A 15,891-nucleotide genomic window follows, 5' to 3' on the forward strand; every position below is an offset into this window, starting at 1 on the left:
CATCTATATACATATTGAGGTTTGCATCTTTTATGATCTATTCTCATTCGGCAAGCAAAGAAGAGATTGAATTTATCTAATTTTGTGGCCTCATGATCAATATTCAGCTACTTACGTCCTATATACGTCACCGCCTGGTTGCGAAAACCCGCCACGGCGTACATTCTCCATTTGTTTACCGGCTTATCGACGAAGTCATCTACGATTTCAGGCCACGTAAAGAATACCGGGAGATCGAGTCGGTGCGTAAAAAGTTGCTGAACGATGAGCGCTTTATCACCATCACCGATCTTGGTGCAGGTTCTCACGTCAATAACAACAAGCAAAAGCAGATCAAGCAGCTGGCGAAAAACGCTTTGAAGACGCCCAAGTTAGCTCAACTAATATACAGACTAGTTAACGAGCATAAACCTGCAAATATTATTGAGCTTGGTACCTGTTTAGGTCTCACTACTGCTTATATGGCTAAAGCCGGGCGAAATGCCAGCCTGATCAGCATAGAAGGTTGTCCGGAAACAGCTGCAGTAGCGCGGGAGAATCTCGAATCACTTGGAGTGCAGCATGCCGAGGTGAGAACCGGAAACTTTGATCATGTATTCCCGGAAGTCATTGCCGGTCTGGATAAGCTCGATTTTGTTTTCATCGATGGAAATCACCGAAAAGAGGCAACTCTGGAATATTTCAGGTGGTGTCTTCCAAAAGTGCATGAAGGGACCCTGTTGATCTTTGACGACATTTACTGGAGCAAAGGTATGGAAGAAGCCTGGAATGAAATCAAAGCACATCCGCAGGTAACGGTCACCGTCGACCTTTTCTGGATCGGCCTTGTTTATTTCAGGAAAGGACAGGTGAAGGAAGATTTCAAGGTGAAGTTTTAAAAAGCTTCAGCCAATGCGAGGTAGAAGCCGGTTTGACGCGGCTCTCCTCTTCGTTGTTCCCCTACAGCATAGTCCATCCGGAGAGTAAGTCCCCTTCCCGGATCAGCGAAATATCTGACACCAGCACCATAGTTAGGCTTCAGATCATCCACGCCAAAAGATCCGTTCCTGAATACCGTTCCGGTTCCTCCGAATGCAGTAACAGCAAATCTCTTGACAAAGCGGTATCGCAACTCGGCATGCGCTGTAATTAAATTCTGGTCGCGATATCTGCCGGTATAGTACCCCCTCATGATCTGATCGTTGCCCAGCTGAGGTAACAGGTAGAAAGGAAGCTTGCTGCCATACAATCCCTGAAACGTGGACTGGAAGCCCAGTACCAATTTTTCGCTGAGGCGGTTAAAGTTCCGGAAATCTGCTTTTACCAAGCTTCCCGTAAAGTTTTCGGCGCCGAAGAAATCAGGTGCGTACGAATAGTTTAGACGAAGGTAGTTGCCGCGGGTTGTGTAGGTGTTGGTGTTGCGGGTGTCCAGAATGACCGAAGCCCCGAGGTATATTACTTTTCCTGATCTAGTCAGATTGAAACCACCTGTTTCAAAGATCCCTCCGTTAGTTTTGTCGCGGTACTCGTAGTTTTCAAATCCCAGGTTGAAACCTGCGTAAAATCCACGGGTGATTTTCCGCTCCGCTTCAGTATTCAGTACGATCAGGCGTTGTTCGATAGGGTCTTTATCCGCCAGGTTTGTCGTATTCCCTGTGCCGTAGAAGTCGAACGGAAACTTTTTGTACCGCAGTGTCCCTGCGATGTGATACTTGTTGCCTGAAGTCCAGATATCCGGTTTGATGACAAAATTGCTTTGCTTTTTGGTTGTGAACGTAACGATGCCGTTGATTGTGGAGCTTCGCGTTGATGTATCTGCTTTGTCGGTGTAGAAGGATATTATGGATAGCGCACCAAATTCCACTCCTGTTTCCTGGGAGTATGCGGCCGCAGGAAGCGCTATGATGCTTGTTTTTCGACTGGTGTCGCTATCATGCGAAAGAATTTTGCGGATTAGCCGCATTTGAGCGGAACAAATTGTTATTGTGAATAATAAAAAACAAATTAAGAACGAGATGCTTTTCTTCATGTGCTGCGAATATAGTTTTCATACGTTAAAAATGCTACTTTTGCATCTTTAAATACAAAAAATGGAAAGAGGACCTATTTCAAAGTTTATAGAGAAGAACTATCTGCATTTCAACTCTGCAGCATTAGTAGATGCAGCCAAAGGATATGAAGAATTTCTAGAAGAAGGGGGAAAGATGATGATTACTCTGGCTGGTGCGATGAGTACAGCAGAGTTGGGCATATCATTAGCAGAAATGATCCGTCAGGATAAAGTTGCGATCATCAGCTGTACAGGGGCAAACCTTGAAGAAGATATCATGAATCTGGTTGCTCATTCACATTATAAGCGCGTACCTAACTACAGAGACCTTAGTCCTCAAGACGAGTGGGATCTGTTAGAAAACCATTATAACCGCGTAACCGATACCTGTATCCCTGAAGAAGAAGCATTCAGAAGAATTCAACAGCATATACACAAGATCTGGGTTGACGCAGAACAAGCAGGGGAGCGTTATTTTCCTCACGAATACATGTACAAGCTCCTGAACAGCGGTGTGCTGGAGCAGTATTATGAAATTGACCCTAAGAATTCATGGATGCTTGCCGCTGCGGAGAAGAATCTGCCGATCGTTGTTCCCGGATGGGAGGATTCAACAATGGGGAATATTTTCGCCTCATACGTGATCAAGCAGGAGCTGAAAGCGTCTACTATGAAGAGTGGTATTGAGTATATGGGCTACCTGGCAGACTGGTATGTGAAGAATTCAGATGGTAAGGGAGTTGGGTTCTTTCAGATTGGCGGCGGTATAGCCGGGGACTTCCCGATTTGCGTTGTTCCTATGCTTTATCAGGATATGGAGATGGAGAATATACCTTTCTGGGGTTATTTCTGCCAGATTTCAGATTCGACCACATCCTATGGTTCTTACTCCGGAGCAGTACCAAATGAAAAGATAACCTGGGGTAAGTTGGACATTAATACACCGAAGTTTATTGTAGAGTCGGATGCTACTATTGTTGCGCCTTTGATTTTCGCCTGGATATTGAAACAATAATCGATCATTAGTGACGATATTGTGTGGTAATAATGCTGCGAAAAAGTTTCGTTAATAATACGTTAGATGGCATTTTATGACCTTGTTTAGAACGAATATAAATTAATTTTCAAGGTCATAAAAGTGTCACAGATCATTTAATTAATTATACTTTTGTCATCCGAATTCGTGATTTAACGCATGAATTTCAATTTTACATATAATTTAAAGCGTAAAATAGTAATATGAGAAGCATCTCATTGATTTTTAGAAGTGTTGTAAAACCATTCATTTTTATTTCTGCTCTAAGTTTAGGTGTTCAGGGATTTGCACAGGAAGCTCCGGCAGTACAGGCTGAAGAAGCTGCTACCGCAGGTGAAGCTCCGGCTGAGGCTGGCGCTGCCGCTTCAAAGGGTGATGCGGGTGCAGGTGCTGCGATCTTTAAACAAAAGTGTACATCCTGTCATGCGATCGGCCGTCAGGTGGTTGGTCCTGCATTGAAGGGGATGAGCGAGAGGCATGATGAAGCATGGTTGATTAAATGGATCAGGAATTCCCAGGCGCTGGTTGCTTCTGGTGATCCTGCGGCGGTAAAAGTATTCGAAGAATACAATAAAGTGGTGATGACACCATTCCCCGAACTGACGGATGCTGATATTGTGAATATCATCGCCTATGTTCAGACGGAAGGTGACAAGCCAGCTGCTCCGGCAGGTGGTGCAGCTGCTGGCGCTGACGGAGCCGCTTCAGGCGATTCCGGAAAGGTGAGTAATTTTATGCTGGGAGGATTGATCCTGGTTGTTTTAATTACTTTACTGGTTATCCTTGTTTTAAACCGCGTTATCAAAACTCTGGACAGAGTAATTCTGCAGAAGAAAGGTCTTGCTGTTGAAACGGAAGAATCTGTAAGCAAGGAGACTGCTTATGAGAAGATCAGAAGATTCTCCAAGAACAAGAAACTGGTATTCTTTACGGTTCTTCTCGTTGTAATTCTCCTGGGATCATGGGGATGGAAGGCGATGTGGAATACAGGAGTTCACCAGGGTTATCAGCCAGAGCAACCTATTAAATATTCACACCAGTTACACGCAGGTACATTAAAGATAGATTGCCAGTACTGTCACACTGGTGCATACAAATCAAAGAATGCGTCTATTCCATCTTTGAATGTATGTATGAACTGTCATAACTATGTTCAGGCAACCGATAAATATAATGGCGAAATATCTCCAGAGATTATGAAGATATACAAGGCTCTTGATTACGATCCTCAGACTAAGGAATATGGATCAAATCCGAAGCCGATCCAGTGGGTTCGTATACATAATCTCCCTGACTTTGCTTACTTCAACCACTCACAGCACGTGTCTGTGGCAGGTATTGAGTGTCAGCAGTGTCACGGTCCTATCCAGACCATGGAGGAAGTTTATCAGTACTCACCTCTGACCATGAAATGGTGTATCAATTGTCACCGTGAGCATGACGTGAAATCAGAAGGTAACGGATACTACGATAAGGTAGTGGAAGTACACGACCTGCTGAAGCAAGGAAAGAAAGTTACTCCTGCTATGTTAGGCGGTCTGGAGTGCGGTAAATGTCATTATTAATATTAAAACTTACAGATACAGTTACATATAGCTTAAATGAAGAGCAATAAAAAATACTGGAAAGGTTTAGAAGAACTGAAGAGCTCTCCTGAATTTGTAGAAAAGAATAAAAATGAGTTCGCTGAGCAAATTCCTTTGGAAGATGTTTTAAGCGAAGGAGGTTTGAACACAGTCGCGCCAAGGCGTGACTTTTTAAAGGCATTGGGATTTGGAATAGGAGCTGTTTCTTTGGCAGCATGTCAGACTGCCCCTGTGCACAAGTCTATCCCTTATCTGGTAAAACCAGAGGAGGTTACACCAGGTGTTGCTAACTATTATGTTTCCAGCTACAATGGTCAGAGTATTTTAGTAAAAACAAGAGAAGGTCGCCCTATCAAAATTGAGCCAAATGAACGCAGTCTATTTGGCAATACCGGAACAGATGCTGCTACTCAGGCTGCAATTCTGGATCTTTATGATAATTCAAAATTAAAGGGACCAAAGGTTGACGGTGCTGATACAAGCTGGGAGAAATTAGATTCGTTTGTTAAAGGCGAGCTAAATAAGCTTCAGGCATCAGGAAAGAAAATACGTATTGTTTCTTCTTCTGTAACAAGCCCTTCAGCGAAGAGCGTTGTCTCTGAGTTCATTACTCAATATCCAAATACTACTCACGTACAGGTTGACGCTGTTTCTTATAGCGGCATTCTTCAGGCTAACGCAAACAGCTTTGGCAAGGCGGTTATCCCTGGCTACAGGTTTGATCGTGCGGACGTGATTGTGAGTATCTCTGCAGATTTCTTAGGTACCTGGATTTCAGGAGAGGAGTTTACTAAACAATATGTTGGTAACAGAAACTCCGCATCACTGAAAAACGGAAAGATGTCCAGACATATCCAGTTCGAAACTGGTATGAGCCTGACAGGTACAAATGCAGATTCACGTATTCCGGTTAAGCCATCAGAAGAAGGTCCCGCGGTTATTGCATTATACAATGCAGTAACAGGTGCTCAGCTTCCAGGTGCTCAGGCATTAGCTTCTAATACATTTGCCAATACAGCAATTAAACTTGCTGCGAAGGAGTTACTTCAGGCAAAAGGTCGTGCGCTAGTTGTTTCAGGATCAAACGACACCGCTGTACAGACTGTAGTGAACGCGATCAACTCGGCTTTAGGTAGTTATGGAACTACGATTGATCTGGATAACACGATCAATAACTATGCTGGTAACGATGCTGCATTTGCAGCTTTCGTTAAAGAGATGAATAATGGTGAGGTTGGCGCAGTCTTCTTCATGGGCAGCAATCCTGCTTATGATTATTCAGACCCAAAGGCGTTTACTGATGCATTAGCCAAAGTTCCAATGCGTGTTTCTTTCTCCGAAAGGGAAGATGAAACAGCTAGTTTATGTACAGTTCTTGCGCCTACATCATGTTTCCTGGAATCATGGGGTGACGAGAATGCGGTAGAAGGTTATTATACCATTGTTCAGCCGACAATAAACCCTGTCTTCAATACAAGACAGGCAGAACAGAGCTTACTGGCCTGGTCTGAGAATCCACAGAAGAACTACTACCAGTATGTAAAATCATATTGGGAGAAGAATATACTTCCTGCTGCAGGAAAAACCTGGAAAGAACTGTTGCAAACAGGATTCGTTTATACAGGTGCTAAACCTGCAGGCGCTTATGCTTTCGCTGGAAATCTATCCGGTGCAGCTCAGGCAATTGTTTCACAAAGTAAATCTCTTGCTAAGGATATAGAAGTACATTTATACCAAAATGGTGCGATGAAGGATGGCCGTTATGCTAATAACGCTTTTCTTCAGGAGTTACCTGACGCGGTTTCTAAAGTTACATGGGACAACTATGCTGCTGTTGCTCCAAAATTTGCAGAAGAGCAGGGGTGGAGTGAGTTTGACCTGGTAGAGATAAAAGGTGAGAATGGTTATACAATTGTTCTTCCATTATTGCTTCAGCCTGGCCAGGCACGTGGTACCATTTCTATCGCGGTAGGATACGGACGTACAAAGGCCGGTCAGATCGGTAAGGTAGGTGAGAATGCTTATCCTCTGGCGCGCTTAGCAAATGGTTCTGTTCAGTTCCACACGACAGCTACAATCAGTAAAGCGGGTGGTAAGTACGAACTTGCGCAGACTCAAACACACCACTCTTACGAGGGACGTAATATCATTCGCGAAACCACATTCGCGGAATACAAGAAGAACCCTCACGCAGGAACTACTGCACACGGCGCTGCTCATCATAACTATGACCTGTGGCCAGAGCATAAGAAGATTGGACATAACTGGGTAATGGCAATCGACCTGAATGCTTGTACCGGTTGCGGATCTTGTATTGTTGCATGTAATGTAGAGAACAATATACCTGTTGTAGGTCGTGACGAGGTTAGAAACCGTCGTGATATGCACTGGATCAGAATTGACCGCTATTACAGCTTCAACGACGGCGGTAAGTCTGTTACTAAAGAAGATGAAATCGGCAAGCTTGAGAACATGGATGATATATCTGTGGTTCATCAGCCGATGCTATGTCAGCATTGTGATCACGCACCATGCGAGACAGTTTGTCCTGTTATTGCGACCATGCACTCATCTGACGGCTTGAACCATATGGCTTACAACCGTTGTGTGGGAACTCGTTACTGTGCGAATAACTGTCCTTATAAAGTTCGTCGTTTCAATTGGTTCAACTACTGGAATGACTCACGTTTTGATAACTATCTGAACAACGAATTCACTCAACTTTTACTTAACCCGGATGTAACGACACGTTCAAGAGGGGTTATGGAGAAATGTTCTATGTGTATTCAGCGTATCCAGGGTGGCAGATTAGCTGCTAAGCTGGAAAAACGTCCGGTAAAAGATGGTGAAATACAGATGGCTTGCCAGCAGGCATGTTCAGCGAACGCGATTATCTTCGGAGATATGAACGATCCTGAATCAGCAGTAAGCAAGGCTTTGCGTAATGAGCGTACATATTATGTATTAGAAGAGATCAATACAATGCCGGGTGTTGGTTATCAGACGAAGGTCAGAAACATAGTAGAAGCGTAATTGATTTCAGAATAGAATTTTAAAAAGATTATGTCAGCACATAACGAATCAATATTAAGAGAACCATTAATCACCGGAAAGAATATAACCTATTCTAAGATTACTGAGGATGTTCTGGTTCCAGTTGAGAATAAGCCCAATAAAGCCTGGTGGATAGGCTTTGGCATCGCGGTGGTTTTGGCCCTTACCTGGGTGGTTACGATCAGTTACACCTTCTGGGTGGGACTGGGAACCTGGGGCTTGAATAAAACTGTAGGTTGGGCATGGGACATTACCGGCTTCGTTTGGTGGGTCGGTATTGGTCACGCAGGAACGCTTATTTCAGCAGTACTTTTGCTTTTCCGTCAGAACTGGAGGAATTCCATTAACCGGTCTGCAGAGGCGATGACGATTTTCGCGGTTATCTGTGCCGCCACTTATATTATCGCTCACATGGGTCGTCCATGGCTAGCGTACTGGGTATTTCCTCTTCCAAACCAATTTGGATCACTATGGGTTAACTTCAACTCACCGCTGATCTGGGACGTGTTTGCGATTTCGACATATTTCTCTGTATCGCTGGTGTTCTGGTATACAGGTTTACTTCCTGATATTGCGACCATTCGTGACAGAGCAACCGGACTAAGACGCAGAATCTACTCTATCCTTTCTTTTGGATGGGCAGGTTCAGTAAAAAACTGGCAGCGTTTCGAGTCGGTGTCACTCATCCTTGCGGGTATCTCTACACCTCTTGTATTATCTGTACACACGATTGTGTCTTTTGACTTTGCAACGTCACTGGAACCAGGATGGCACACTACCATCTTCCCTCCATATTTCGTTGCAGGAGCGATCTTCTCCGGATTCGCTATGGTACAGACGTTGTTGCTTATAGCACGTAAGGTAATGAAGTGGGAGAATTACATCACGATGTTCCATATCGAATCGATGAACGTGATCATTATCGTTACCGGATCTATCGTGGGTGTTGCTTACCTGACTGAGTTATTCATCGCCTGGTATTCAGGAGTTGAGTACGAACAGTATGCGTTCCTGAATCGTATCAGCGGTCCATATTGGTGGGCATACTGGAGTATGATGACCTGTAACGTTATTTCCCCTCAGCTGTTTTGGTTCAAGAAGATTCGTACCAGCATCTGGGCATCATGGGTTCTCTCTATCGTAGTGAACATCGGTATGTGGTTTGAGCGTTTCGTAATTATCGTGACCTCTCTGCACCGTGACTACCTTCCTTCAAGTTGGGCGATGTTCTATCCGACTACGATTGATATCCTGTTATTTGTTGGATCTATCGGTGTGTTCTTTACGCTGTTCCTTTTATTCCTTCGCGTACTTCCGGGTATTGCAATGGCGGAAGTGAAACTGATCCTGAAGAGCTCAAGTGATCAGGTTAAACAGAAGCAGATCAGAGATGGTAAGGTTGAAAAGTCTCATGGCGAGTACTACCAGGAGTCTTTGGAGAAATATGATAGTGTTTCAAAAAGTGATTACGCTAATAGCTAAACAATGAGCAACGTAAAATATATATTAGGTCATTTTGAAGATCCTGATGAGATGATGCACGGGATCGACAAACTACAGGAGAATAATATTGGAATATATGATGTCTATACTCCGATGCCGATTCACGGGATAGAGGACAAGCTTGGTTACAAACGTTCAAGACTTCCGATTGCCGCATTCTGCTTTGGAATTACAGGTACCGTTACAGCTTTCAGCATGATTTATTATATGCTGGTTTATGACTGGCCTATGAATATCGGAGGAAAGCCGGCTTTTGCTATGCCGGATTTTATTCCAATTATGTTTGAGCTTACGATTCTTTTTGCTGCTTACGGAATGATGTTCACATTCTTCTATGCAAATCATTTCTTCCCTGGACGTGCGCCAAGGGTGATGGACCTCAGAGCTACGAACGATCGCTTTGTTATTGCTATTGACGCAAAGACAAATCCTTATCCGGATAAAATTGAAAACTTGTTAAAAGATGCAGGCGCTGTTGAAGTTATGCACAACGAAAGGAAGTATGTTAGTTATGAATAAGCTCAGGATATTTAGCGCTGCATTGATCGCCGTAGCAGGTTCAGCTGTGGTATCGTCATGTGGTGGTGATAAACAGAATCCGGGACTTGAATTCGCCCGTAATATGTATGATCCGATTGCTTACAATCCGGATCAGCCAAATAAGAATTTTCCAAATGGACAGACTGCACAGTTGCCTCCATCTGGAACAACTCCTATTGGTTACGACAAGGTTGATGAGTATCCAAATACAAATGAGGGCTATTTGGCAGCCAGTACTAATTTGGTGAACCCGCTAACAAGGAATAAGCAGACGCTGACTGAAGGCAAGAACTTGTATCTTCATATGTGTTCACACTGCCATGGGCCTCAGGGCAATGGCGACGGATCAATTATTGCGTTGGAGAAATTCCCTCCTCCGCCGTCTTATTCGACAGGTAATTCTTCCAGAGGTGGTGCGATGAAAGACTTGACAGATGGAAAGATTTTTCACACAATAACATACGGGTTAAACCTTATGGGACCTCACCGTGCACAACTTAATCCTACTGAAAGGTGGAAAATTGTTATGTACGTAAAAGAATTGCAAAAACTTAAATAAGTTAATGTTTTAAGCGAAATGGGAACTCACAATCATCACACACATAATTTTACACAGCAATTCGAATTTTCGGGTAAAGCAAAAACCTGGAGTTTGATTGCCATTCTGATAGGCGTCTTAGCGTTAGCCTATGGCTTTCTTTTAGATCCATCAGAACATCATACTGAACGTACATTTGCGAATCTCCTTTTAATGGGGTACTACTTTACTTGTGTATGTGCTGCAGGAGCTTTCTTTGTTGCTTTGCAGCTTGTTACACAGTCAGGTTGGTCTGCGGGTCTGATCCGTATACCACAGGCTTTTGCCAAGGTATTGCCGATAGCTTCTGTCATTCTGATTATTATCTGCGCTGCAGGTTTATTCTCGCATAACTTGTATCATCACTGGCACCATGAAGGCATAGCTGAAGTGGGTCATGCTAATTATGATCCTATCATCGCGAAGAAGGCCGGGTATCTGAACGCTCCGTTCTTCCTGATCAGACTTGTTATTTTCCTTGCGATTTACAGCATCTTTGCGGTAATGTTAACCAAGTACTCCAACAATGAAGATTCAGTGGGTGGACTTACTAACTATAAGAAGAGCTTCAAGGTTTCAGCTATATTCCTGGTGATCTTCGGTTTCACTACTCCTATCTGGTCATTTGATACCATCATGTCATTAGAGGCACATTGGTTCTCTACTATGTTTGGCTGGTACAACTTCGCAGCTATGTGGGTGAGTGGCCTATGTGCGATCACTATTACTGTGATCCTGATGAAGAAGGGTGGCTACTTGTCGTGGGTAAATCATAATCACCTCCATGATCTTGGAAAATTTGTGTTTGCCTTTTCTATCTTCTGGACTTATGTCTGGTTTGCACAATTCTTATTGATCTGGTACGCGAATATGCCGGAAGAAACCGTTTACTTCTTCAAGAGATGGGAACCAGAGTATAAGCCATGGTTCTGGTTAAACATTGTGATTAACTTTCTTGCTCCCGTATTGATATTAATGACTCGTGATGCTAAGAGACGTACAAATACACTTTTGGTTGTTTGTATTCTTTTACTCTGCGGACATTGGCTTGATTATTATATGATGATTATGCCTGGTACTGTTGAGAGCCATAGGGATTTTGGAATTACTGAAATTGGAACAGCTATCGGTTTTGCAGGTTTATTCAGCTTCCTGATGCTGTCTCAACTAGCTAAAAAGCCATTGGTTGCAAAGAATCATCCATTCCTTGAGGAGAGTTTACATCATTCTGTATAAGTAGACAAGAACAAGGATTCACATTAGAATTGTATAAAGAAATGCGTTTTAATAAATTATTTAAGATCAGAAACTTAATTGCGGTACTTGCTATCGGCTGTATAGTTGCAGGCACACCGGTTTCCGCACAGGATTCGACCGCTGCGGCGCCGACGGAAATTTCTGCAGGATCATCCACAGCGGCTTCTGCAACCGATGCAGCAGACATGGATGCGTTCGCAAGCGAGTTAGTAAAGGTGAGCGAGTCGGCGACGTCTGATGATTCTTCTACATTGGCTGCTGCAGATGAAGTTGTAGACAACAGCACATTATACAAAACAGCCGCTTATTATACAATCCTGTTTATATTGGTTTGTATATTCCTGGCTATCATCGGGAAGATCCTTAGAGTTTATGAACTTACCCGTGAGATTCAAGGTAAGCGTGGAGCTTTGAACTGGAATTCTATTCAAGGAGGTATTTTCGTTGCCTTCATGATCCTTGGTTTGTACGGAACGTATTGGTCATATGACACCTGGGGTTACGTAGTTACCGGGGAGTCTGCCTCAGTTCATGGCGACAGGATTGATGGAATGATGCTGGTAACAGTAGCCATTACGACTCTTGTTTTTGTTATTACGCAGGTCCTTCTGTTCTGGTTCATTTTCCGCTACAGAGGACAGGAAACCAGAAAAGCATATTACTACCCGCATAATAATGCTATTGAGCGTCTTTGGACGATTGTACCGGCCTTTGTGTTGACGATCCTTGTTGTGTTTGGATTCTTTACATGGAGAAGTATCACTAATCCACCTGAAGCAGATCAGAAAGCAGCATTATCAGTCGAAGTGACCGGTGAGCAGTTCAAATGGAACGTACGCTATGCGGGTGCTGATAACCAACTTGGTGTTCGTAACTACAAATTGACTACCCCGACTAACTCTCTGGGTATCGATTACGCAGACAAAAAGAGCTGGGATGACAGACTCGGTCCTGAGATCGTTTTACCGGTAAATAAACCTGTGCGTGTGACCATTAACTCCAAAGATGTTCTTCACAGCTTTTATATGCCTGATTTTAGGGTGCAGATGAATGCTGTTCCTGGTATGCCGACATACTTTCAGTTTACGCCGAAGCTAACTACTGAGGAGATGCGCGAGAAGAAAGGTAACCCTGCATTTGACTATGTGTTGTTATGTGCGAAGATCTGCGGATCAGGTCACTACAATATGCAGTACAAAGTTAAGGTTGTTAGTGAGAAAGAATACAACGAGTGGATTGCTCAGCAACCTCTGTTCTTCAACGATGATATGAAGAAAGAAATGCAGCAAAAGGTGGCATCCTCATCAGAGGCAGCTACTATAGATAATAATATAGCTTTAAATAATTAGTAAACAGATAGATCGATAATATGTCAAGCACAGCGATTAATCATACATTAGAACATTCAGGGCATTCACATGATGATCATGGTCATGGTCATCATGAGCAATCATTCCTGACTAAGTATGTTTTCAGCCAGGATCATAAGATGATCGCAAAACAATTCCTTATTACCGGTATCATTATGGCGGTAATCGGAATGCTTCTTTCTATTCTCTTCCGTATCCAGTTAGGCTGGCCGGATCAGAGCTTCCCGTTGATGGAAACATTCCTGGGAAAGTGGGCAGAAGGTGGCCGGATTAAACCGGACTTCTACTTATCACTCGTGACGATACATGGTACTATAATGGTATTCTTTGTGTTGACAGCTGGTCTCAGTGGTACATTCAGTAATCTTTTGATTCCATTACAGATCGGTGCAAGAGATATGGCGTCTCCGATAGCGAATATGATATCCTATTGGTTCTTCCTGATTGCTTGTGTAATCATGATGGCATCATTCTTCGTTGAGAGCGGACCGGCGAGTGCGGGTTGGACGATTTATCCTCCTTTATCTGCATTACCGACAGCTATTTCGGGTTCTGGAACCGGGATGACTCTGTGGTTGATCAGTATGGTGTTCTTTATTGCCTCTTCTCTAATTGGAGCCTTAAATTATATCAGTACAATTCTGAATATGCGTACAAAGGGTATGGACCTGTGGAAGATGCCTCTTACCATCTGGGCATTATTCCTGACAGCTATTCTTGGTACCTTATCGTTCCCGGTATTGGTAGCTGGGGTTGTGTTGCTGATTTTCGACCGTAGTGTAGGTACAAGTTTCTACCTGTCAGATCTTGTTGTTCAAGGTCAGGTGCTGCCTCAACAAGGCGGTAGCCCGATCTTATTCCAGCATTTATTCTGGTTCCTTGGTCACCCTGAGGTATACATCGTAATTATGCCAGCCCTGGGTATTACCTCTGAGGTTATAGCAACCAACGCACGTAAGCCTATATTTGGATATCACGCGATGGTATACTCATTAATTGGTATCACCGTATTGTCTTTCATTGTTTGGGGACACCACATGTTTGTGACCGGTATGAGCCCATTCTTAGGGGGAGTGTTCATGATCACTACGTTGATCATCGCTGTTCCATCTGCCGTAAAGACATTCAACTACCTGGCTACTCTCTGGAGAGGTAATATCAGGTTCACACCTGCAATGCTTTTCGCCATTGGTCTGGTATCTTTCTTTATTTCTGGTGGTCTTACCGGTATTTTCCTTGGAAATGCCGCTCTGGATATCAACTTGCATGATACATACTTTGTTGTGGCTCACTTCCACCTTGTAATGGGTTCTGCTGCTATCTGCGGAATGCTATGTGGGGTTTATCATTGGTACCCGAAGATGTTCGGTAGAATGATGGATGACAAGCTTGGATATTTACACTTCTGGTTCACGTTCATCGGTGCCTACCTTGTGTTCTTCCCAATGCACTTTATGGGCCTTGATGGTGTTCCAAGAAGGTATTATGCATTTACAGAGTTCGAGTTCATGAAAGAATGGTTAACGGTTAATACATTTGTATCATGGGCAGCGATAATTGCAGCTCTCGGACAAGTAGCTTTCCTTTGGAATTTCTTCCACTCTATTTGGTATGGAAAGAAAGCTCCACAAAATCCATGGGAGTCAAATACCCTGGAGTGGACTACACCAGTTGAACACCTTCACGGAAACTGGCCTGGGGAGATCCCAACAGTTTACCGTTGGCCATATGATTATAGTAAGCCTGGTCACCATGAGGACTTTATTCCTCAGACGGTACCATTCTCAGAGACGATGAGCTCTAACTTCCCTCATGATTTTGAAGGAAACCCTGAAGCTGAGCGTATTCAACTTGAATGGCAGAAGAATCAGGAAGCAGAACGACTAGCTGCGAATAAAGCATAGTCATCTCAATATGAATAGGGGTATCTGCGATCAGTATCGTTTACAGGTACCCCTTTTTATATTGATTCATCATCAGGGTATTTTATCCTGATAATTTGGAATATTTGAGTGAGTGAGGAATCTTTTATATCGGACTTTAAAAAGTTAATAAAGCTTAGGCTTACCGTTCTTGTTGTATTTTCGGCTTCCGTTTCTTTTTTGATAGGAAGTAAAGAGCAGGAATCTATTAACTGGATTAACTGGGCAATTCTGACTTTGGGCGGATTTTTAGTTGCAGGTGCAGCTAATGGCTTCAATGAAATTATAGAGAAAGATCTCGATAAGCTTATGTCCCGTACCAGCGACAGACCAATTCCCTCGGGAAGGATGACGACTGGTCAGGCATTGGTGTTAAGCTTATTTATGGCGATAGCAGGAACGCTTATCCTCCTTCGTCTGAATATGATAACCGGGGTATTATCTGTATTTTCTATTTTTCTATATGCGATGGTCTATACACCATCAAAGAGGAAGTCGCCAATTGCTGTTTTTATTGGAGCTTTTCCAGGTGCTTTACCGCCCTTGATCGGTTACTTCGCAGCTTTTGACAAGCCTGCTATTTCATGGGTCCCGATAATTCTGTTCCTGATACAATTTGTATGGCAATTTCCTCACTTTTGGTCTATTGCCTGGGTGCTCGATGATGATTACAAAAAGGCAGGCTTTAGGCTGCTACCTACAAAGAAGCGCGACCGCGTGAGTGCCGGCTTTATTGTAGTTTCGTCGTTAGTCCTGATTCCGGTTAGTCTGATCCCAACATTTATGGGATTCGGAGGTTATGTTATCGGCGCTGTATCGCTGTTGGCAGGGCTGATTTTTTTGTATTTAAGTATTCAGTTGTTTACTACCCTGGATATAGTGAAAGCAAAAAAGGTTATGTTTTGTTCCTTCTTTTACCTTCCACTAGTACAGCTGATTATGTTATTTGACTTTATATCGTAAATATGCTATATATGGCACAAGTCCCATTACAACAGGACACTGAAAACCTAAAGC

12 protein-coding genes are annotated in these 15,891 nt (G+C 43.3%); 11 read left to right on the forward strand and 1 reads right to left on the reverse strand.

The window, feature by feature from the left end; translation table 11 throughout:
* Window positions 1–92: 92 nt before the first annotated feature.
* On the forward strand, window positions 93–878 hold the full coding sequence (locus ACO1NU_RS05900) for an O-methyltransferase (protein WP_448817541.1): 786 nt from the start codon (window positions 93–95) through the stop codon (window positions 876–878).
* On the opposite strand, the gene ACO1NU_RS05905 is transcribed toward ACO1NU_RS05900, so the two are convergent.
* Window positions 875–1,942 (reverse strand): polymerase, encoded by a 1,068-nt coding sequence (locus ACO1NU_RS05905; protein ID WP_448817542.1) that lies wholly within the window; start codon window positions 1,940–1,942, stop codon window positions 875–877. The genes ACO1NU_RS05900 and ACO1NU_RS05905 overlap by 4 nt on opposite strands.
* A gap of 127 nt (window positions 1,943–2,069) precedes the next feature.
* Between ACO1NU_RS05905 and ACO1NU_RS05910 the strand changes: the two genes are divergently transcribed.
* The 10 genes from ACO1NU_RS05910 to cyoE all read left to right on the forward strand — a co-directional run bounded on the left by ACO1NU_RS05910 (window position 2,070) and on the right by cyoE (window position 15,837).
* On the forward strand, window positions 2,070–3,044 hold the full coding sequence (locus ACO1NU_RS05910) for a deoxyhypusine synthase family protein (protein WP_448817543.1): 975 nt from the start codon (window positions 2,070–2,072) through the stop codon (window positions 3,042–3,044).
* 224 nt (window positions 3,045–3,268) lie between these two features.
* Window positions 3,269–4,630, forward strand: coding sequence for a c-type cytochrome (locus ACO1NU_RS05915; protein WP_448817544.1), 1,362 nt, complete (start codon window positions 3,269–3,271; stop codon window positions 4,628–4,630).
* Between the two features lie 36 nt (window positions 4,631–4,666).
* The gene (locus ACO1NU_RS05920; protein ID WP_448817545.1) at window positions 4,667–7,684 is read left to right on the forward strand and encodes a TAT-variant-translocated molybdopterin oxidoreductase; all 3,018 of its coding nucleotides are present in this window, start codon (window positions 4,667–4,669) and stop codon (window positions 7,682–7,684) included.
* A 30-nt stretch (window positions 7,685–7,714) separates the two neighbouring features.
* Entirely contained in the window at window positions 7,715–9,187 is a 1,473-nt protein-coding gene (gene nrfD / locus ACO1NU_RS05925; RefSeq protein ID WP_448817546.1) for an NrfD/PsrC family molybdoenzyme membrane anchor subunit, read from the forward strand.
* Between the two features lie 3 nt (window positions 9,188–9,190).
* Window positions 9,191–9,727 carry a DUF3341 domain-containing protein gene (locus ACO1NU_RS05930; RefSeq protein WP_448817547.1) on the forward strand — a complete coding sequence of 179 codons (537 nt, stop codon included), beginning with the start codon at window positions 9,191–9,193 and terminating at the stop codon, window positions 9,725–9,727.
* A complete protein-coding gene (locus ACO1NU_RS05935; protein ID WP_448817548.1) occupies window positions 9,711–10,307 on the forward strand; it encodes a c-type cytochrome in 597 nt (198 codons plus the stop codon). The genes ACO1NU_RS05930 and ACO1NU_RS05935 overlap by 17 nt, the downstream gene beginning before the upstream one ends.
* Before the next feature lie 18 nt (window positions 10,308–10,325).
* Window positions 10,326–11,561 carry a quinol:cytochrome C oxidoreductase gene (locus ACO1NU_RS05940; protein WP_448817549.1) on the forward strand — a complete coding sequence of 412 codons (1,236 nt, stop codon included), beginning with the start codon at window positions 10,326–10,328 and terminating at the stop codon, window positions 11,559–11,561.
* Between the two features lie 41 nt (window positions 11,562–11,602).
* Complete coding sequence (locus ACO1NU_RS05945) at window positions 11,603–12,931, forward strand: cytochrome c oxidase subunit II (RefSeq protein WP_448817550.1); 1,329 nt, start codon at window positions 11,603–11,605, stop codon at window positions 12,929–12,931.
* A 20-nt stretch (window positions 12,932–12,951) separates the two neighbouring features.
* Window positions 12,952–14,856, forward strand: a complete 1,905-nt coding sequence (locus ACO1NU_RS05950; RefSeq protein WP_448817551.1) for a cytochrome c oxidase subunit I — start codon at window positions 12,952–12,954, stop codon at window positions 14,854–14,856.
* A 108-nt stretch (window positions 14,857–14,964) separates the two neighbouring features.
* The gene (cyoE, locus tag ACO1NU_RS05955) at window positions 14,965–15,837 is read left to right on the forward strand and encodes a heme o synthase (RefSeq protein WP_448817552.1); all 873 of its coding nucleotides are present in this window, start codon (window positions 14,965–14,967) and stop codon (window positions 15,835–15,837) included.
* The last annotated feature ends 54 nt before the right edge of the window (window positions 15,838–15,891 follow it).

This window comes from Arcticibacter sp., assembly GCF_053551015.1.

Coding starts and splice junctions, on each gene's coding strand:
- ACO1NU_RS05935 (WP_448817548.1), top strand. CDS start 9,711: ATGTTAGTTATGAATAAGCTCAGGATATTTAGCGCTGCATTGATCGCC.
- ACO1NU_RS05950 (WP_448817551.1), top strand. CDS start 12,952: ATGTCAAGCACAGCGATTAATCATACATTAGAACATTCAGGGCATTCA.
- nrfD (WP_448817546.1), top strand. CDS start 7,715: ATGTCAGCACATAACGAATCAATATTAAGAGAACCATTAATCACCGGA.
- ACO1NU_RS05945 (WP_448817550.1), top strand. CDS start 11,603: ATGCGTTTTAATAAATTATTTAAGATCAGAAACTTAATTGCGGTACTT.
- ACO1NU_RS05920 (WP_448817545.1), top strand. CDS start 4,667: ATGAAGAGCAATAAAAAATACTGGAAAGGTTTAGAAGAACTGAAGAGC.
- ACO1NU_RS05900 (WP_448817541.1), top strand. CDS start 93: ATGATCAATATTCAGCTACTTACGTCCTATATACGTCACCGCCTGGTT.
- ACO1NU_RS05905 (WP_448817542.1), bottom strand. CDS start 1,942: ATGCGGCTAATCCGCAAAATTCTTTCGCATGATAGCGACACCAGTCGA.
- ACO1NU_RS05915 (WP_448817544.1), top strand. CDS start 3,269: ATGAGAAGCATCTCATTGATTTTTAGAAGTGTTGTAAAACCATTCATT.
- ACO1NU_RS05930 (WP_448817547.1), top strand. CDS start 9,191: ATGAGCAACGTAAAATATATATTAGGTCATTTTGAAGATCCTGATGAG.
- ACO1NU_RS05940 (WP_448817549.1), top strand. CDS start 10,326: ATGGGAACTCACAATCATCACACACATAATTTTACACAGCAATTCGAA.
- ACO1NU_RS05910 (WP_448817543.1), top strand. CDS start 2,070: ATGGAAAGAGGACCTATTTCAAAGTTTATAGAGAAGAACTATCTGCAT.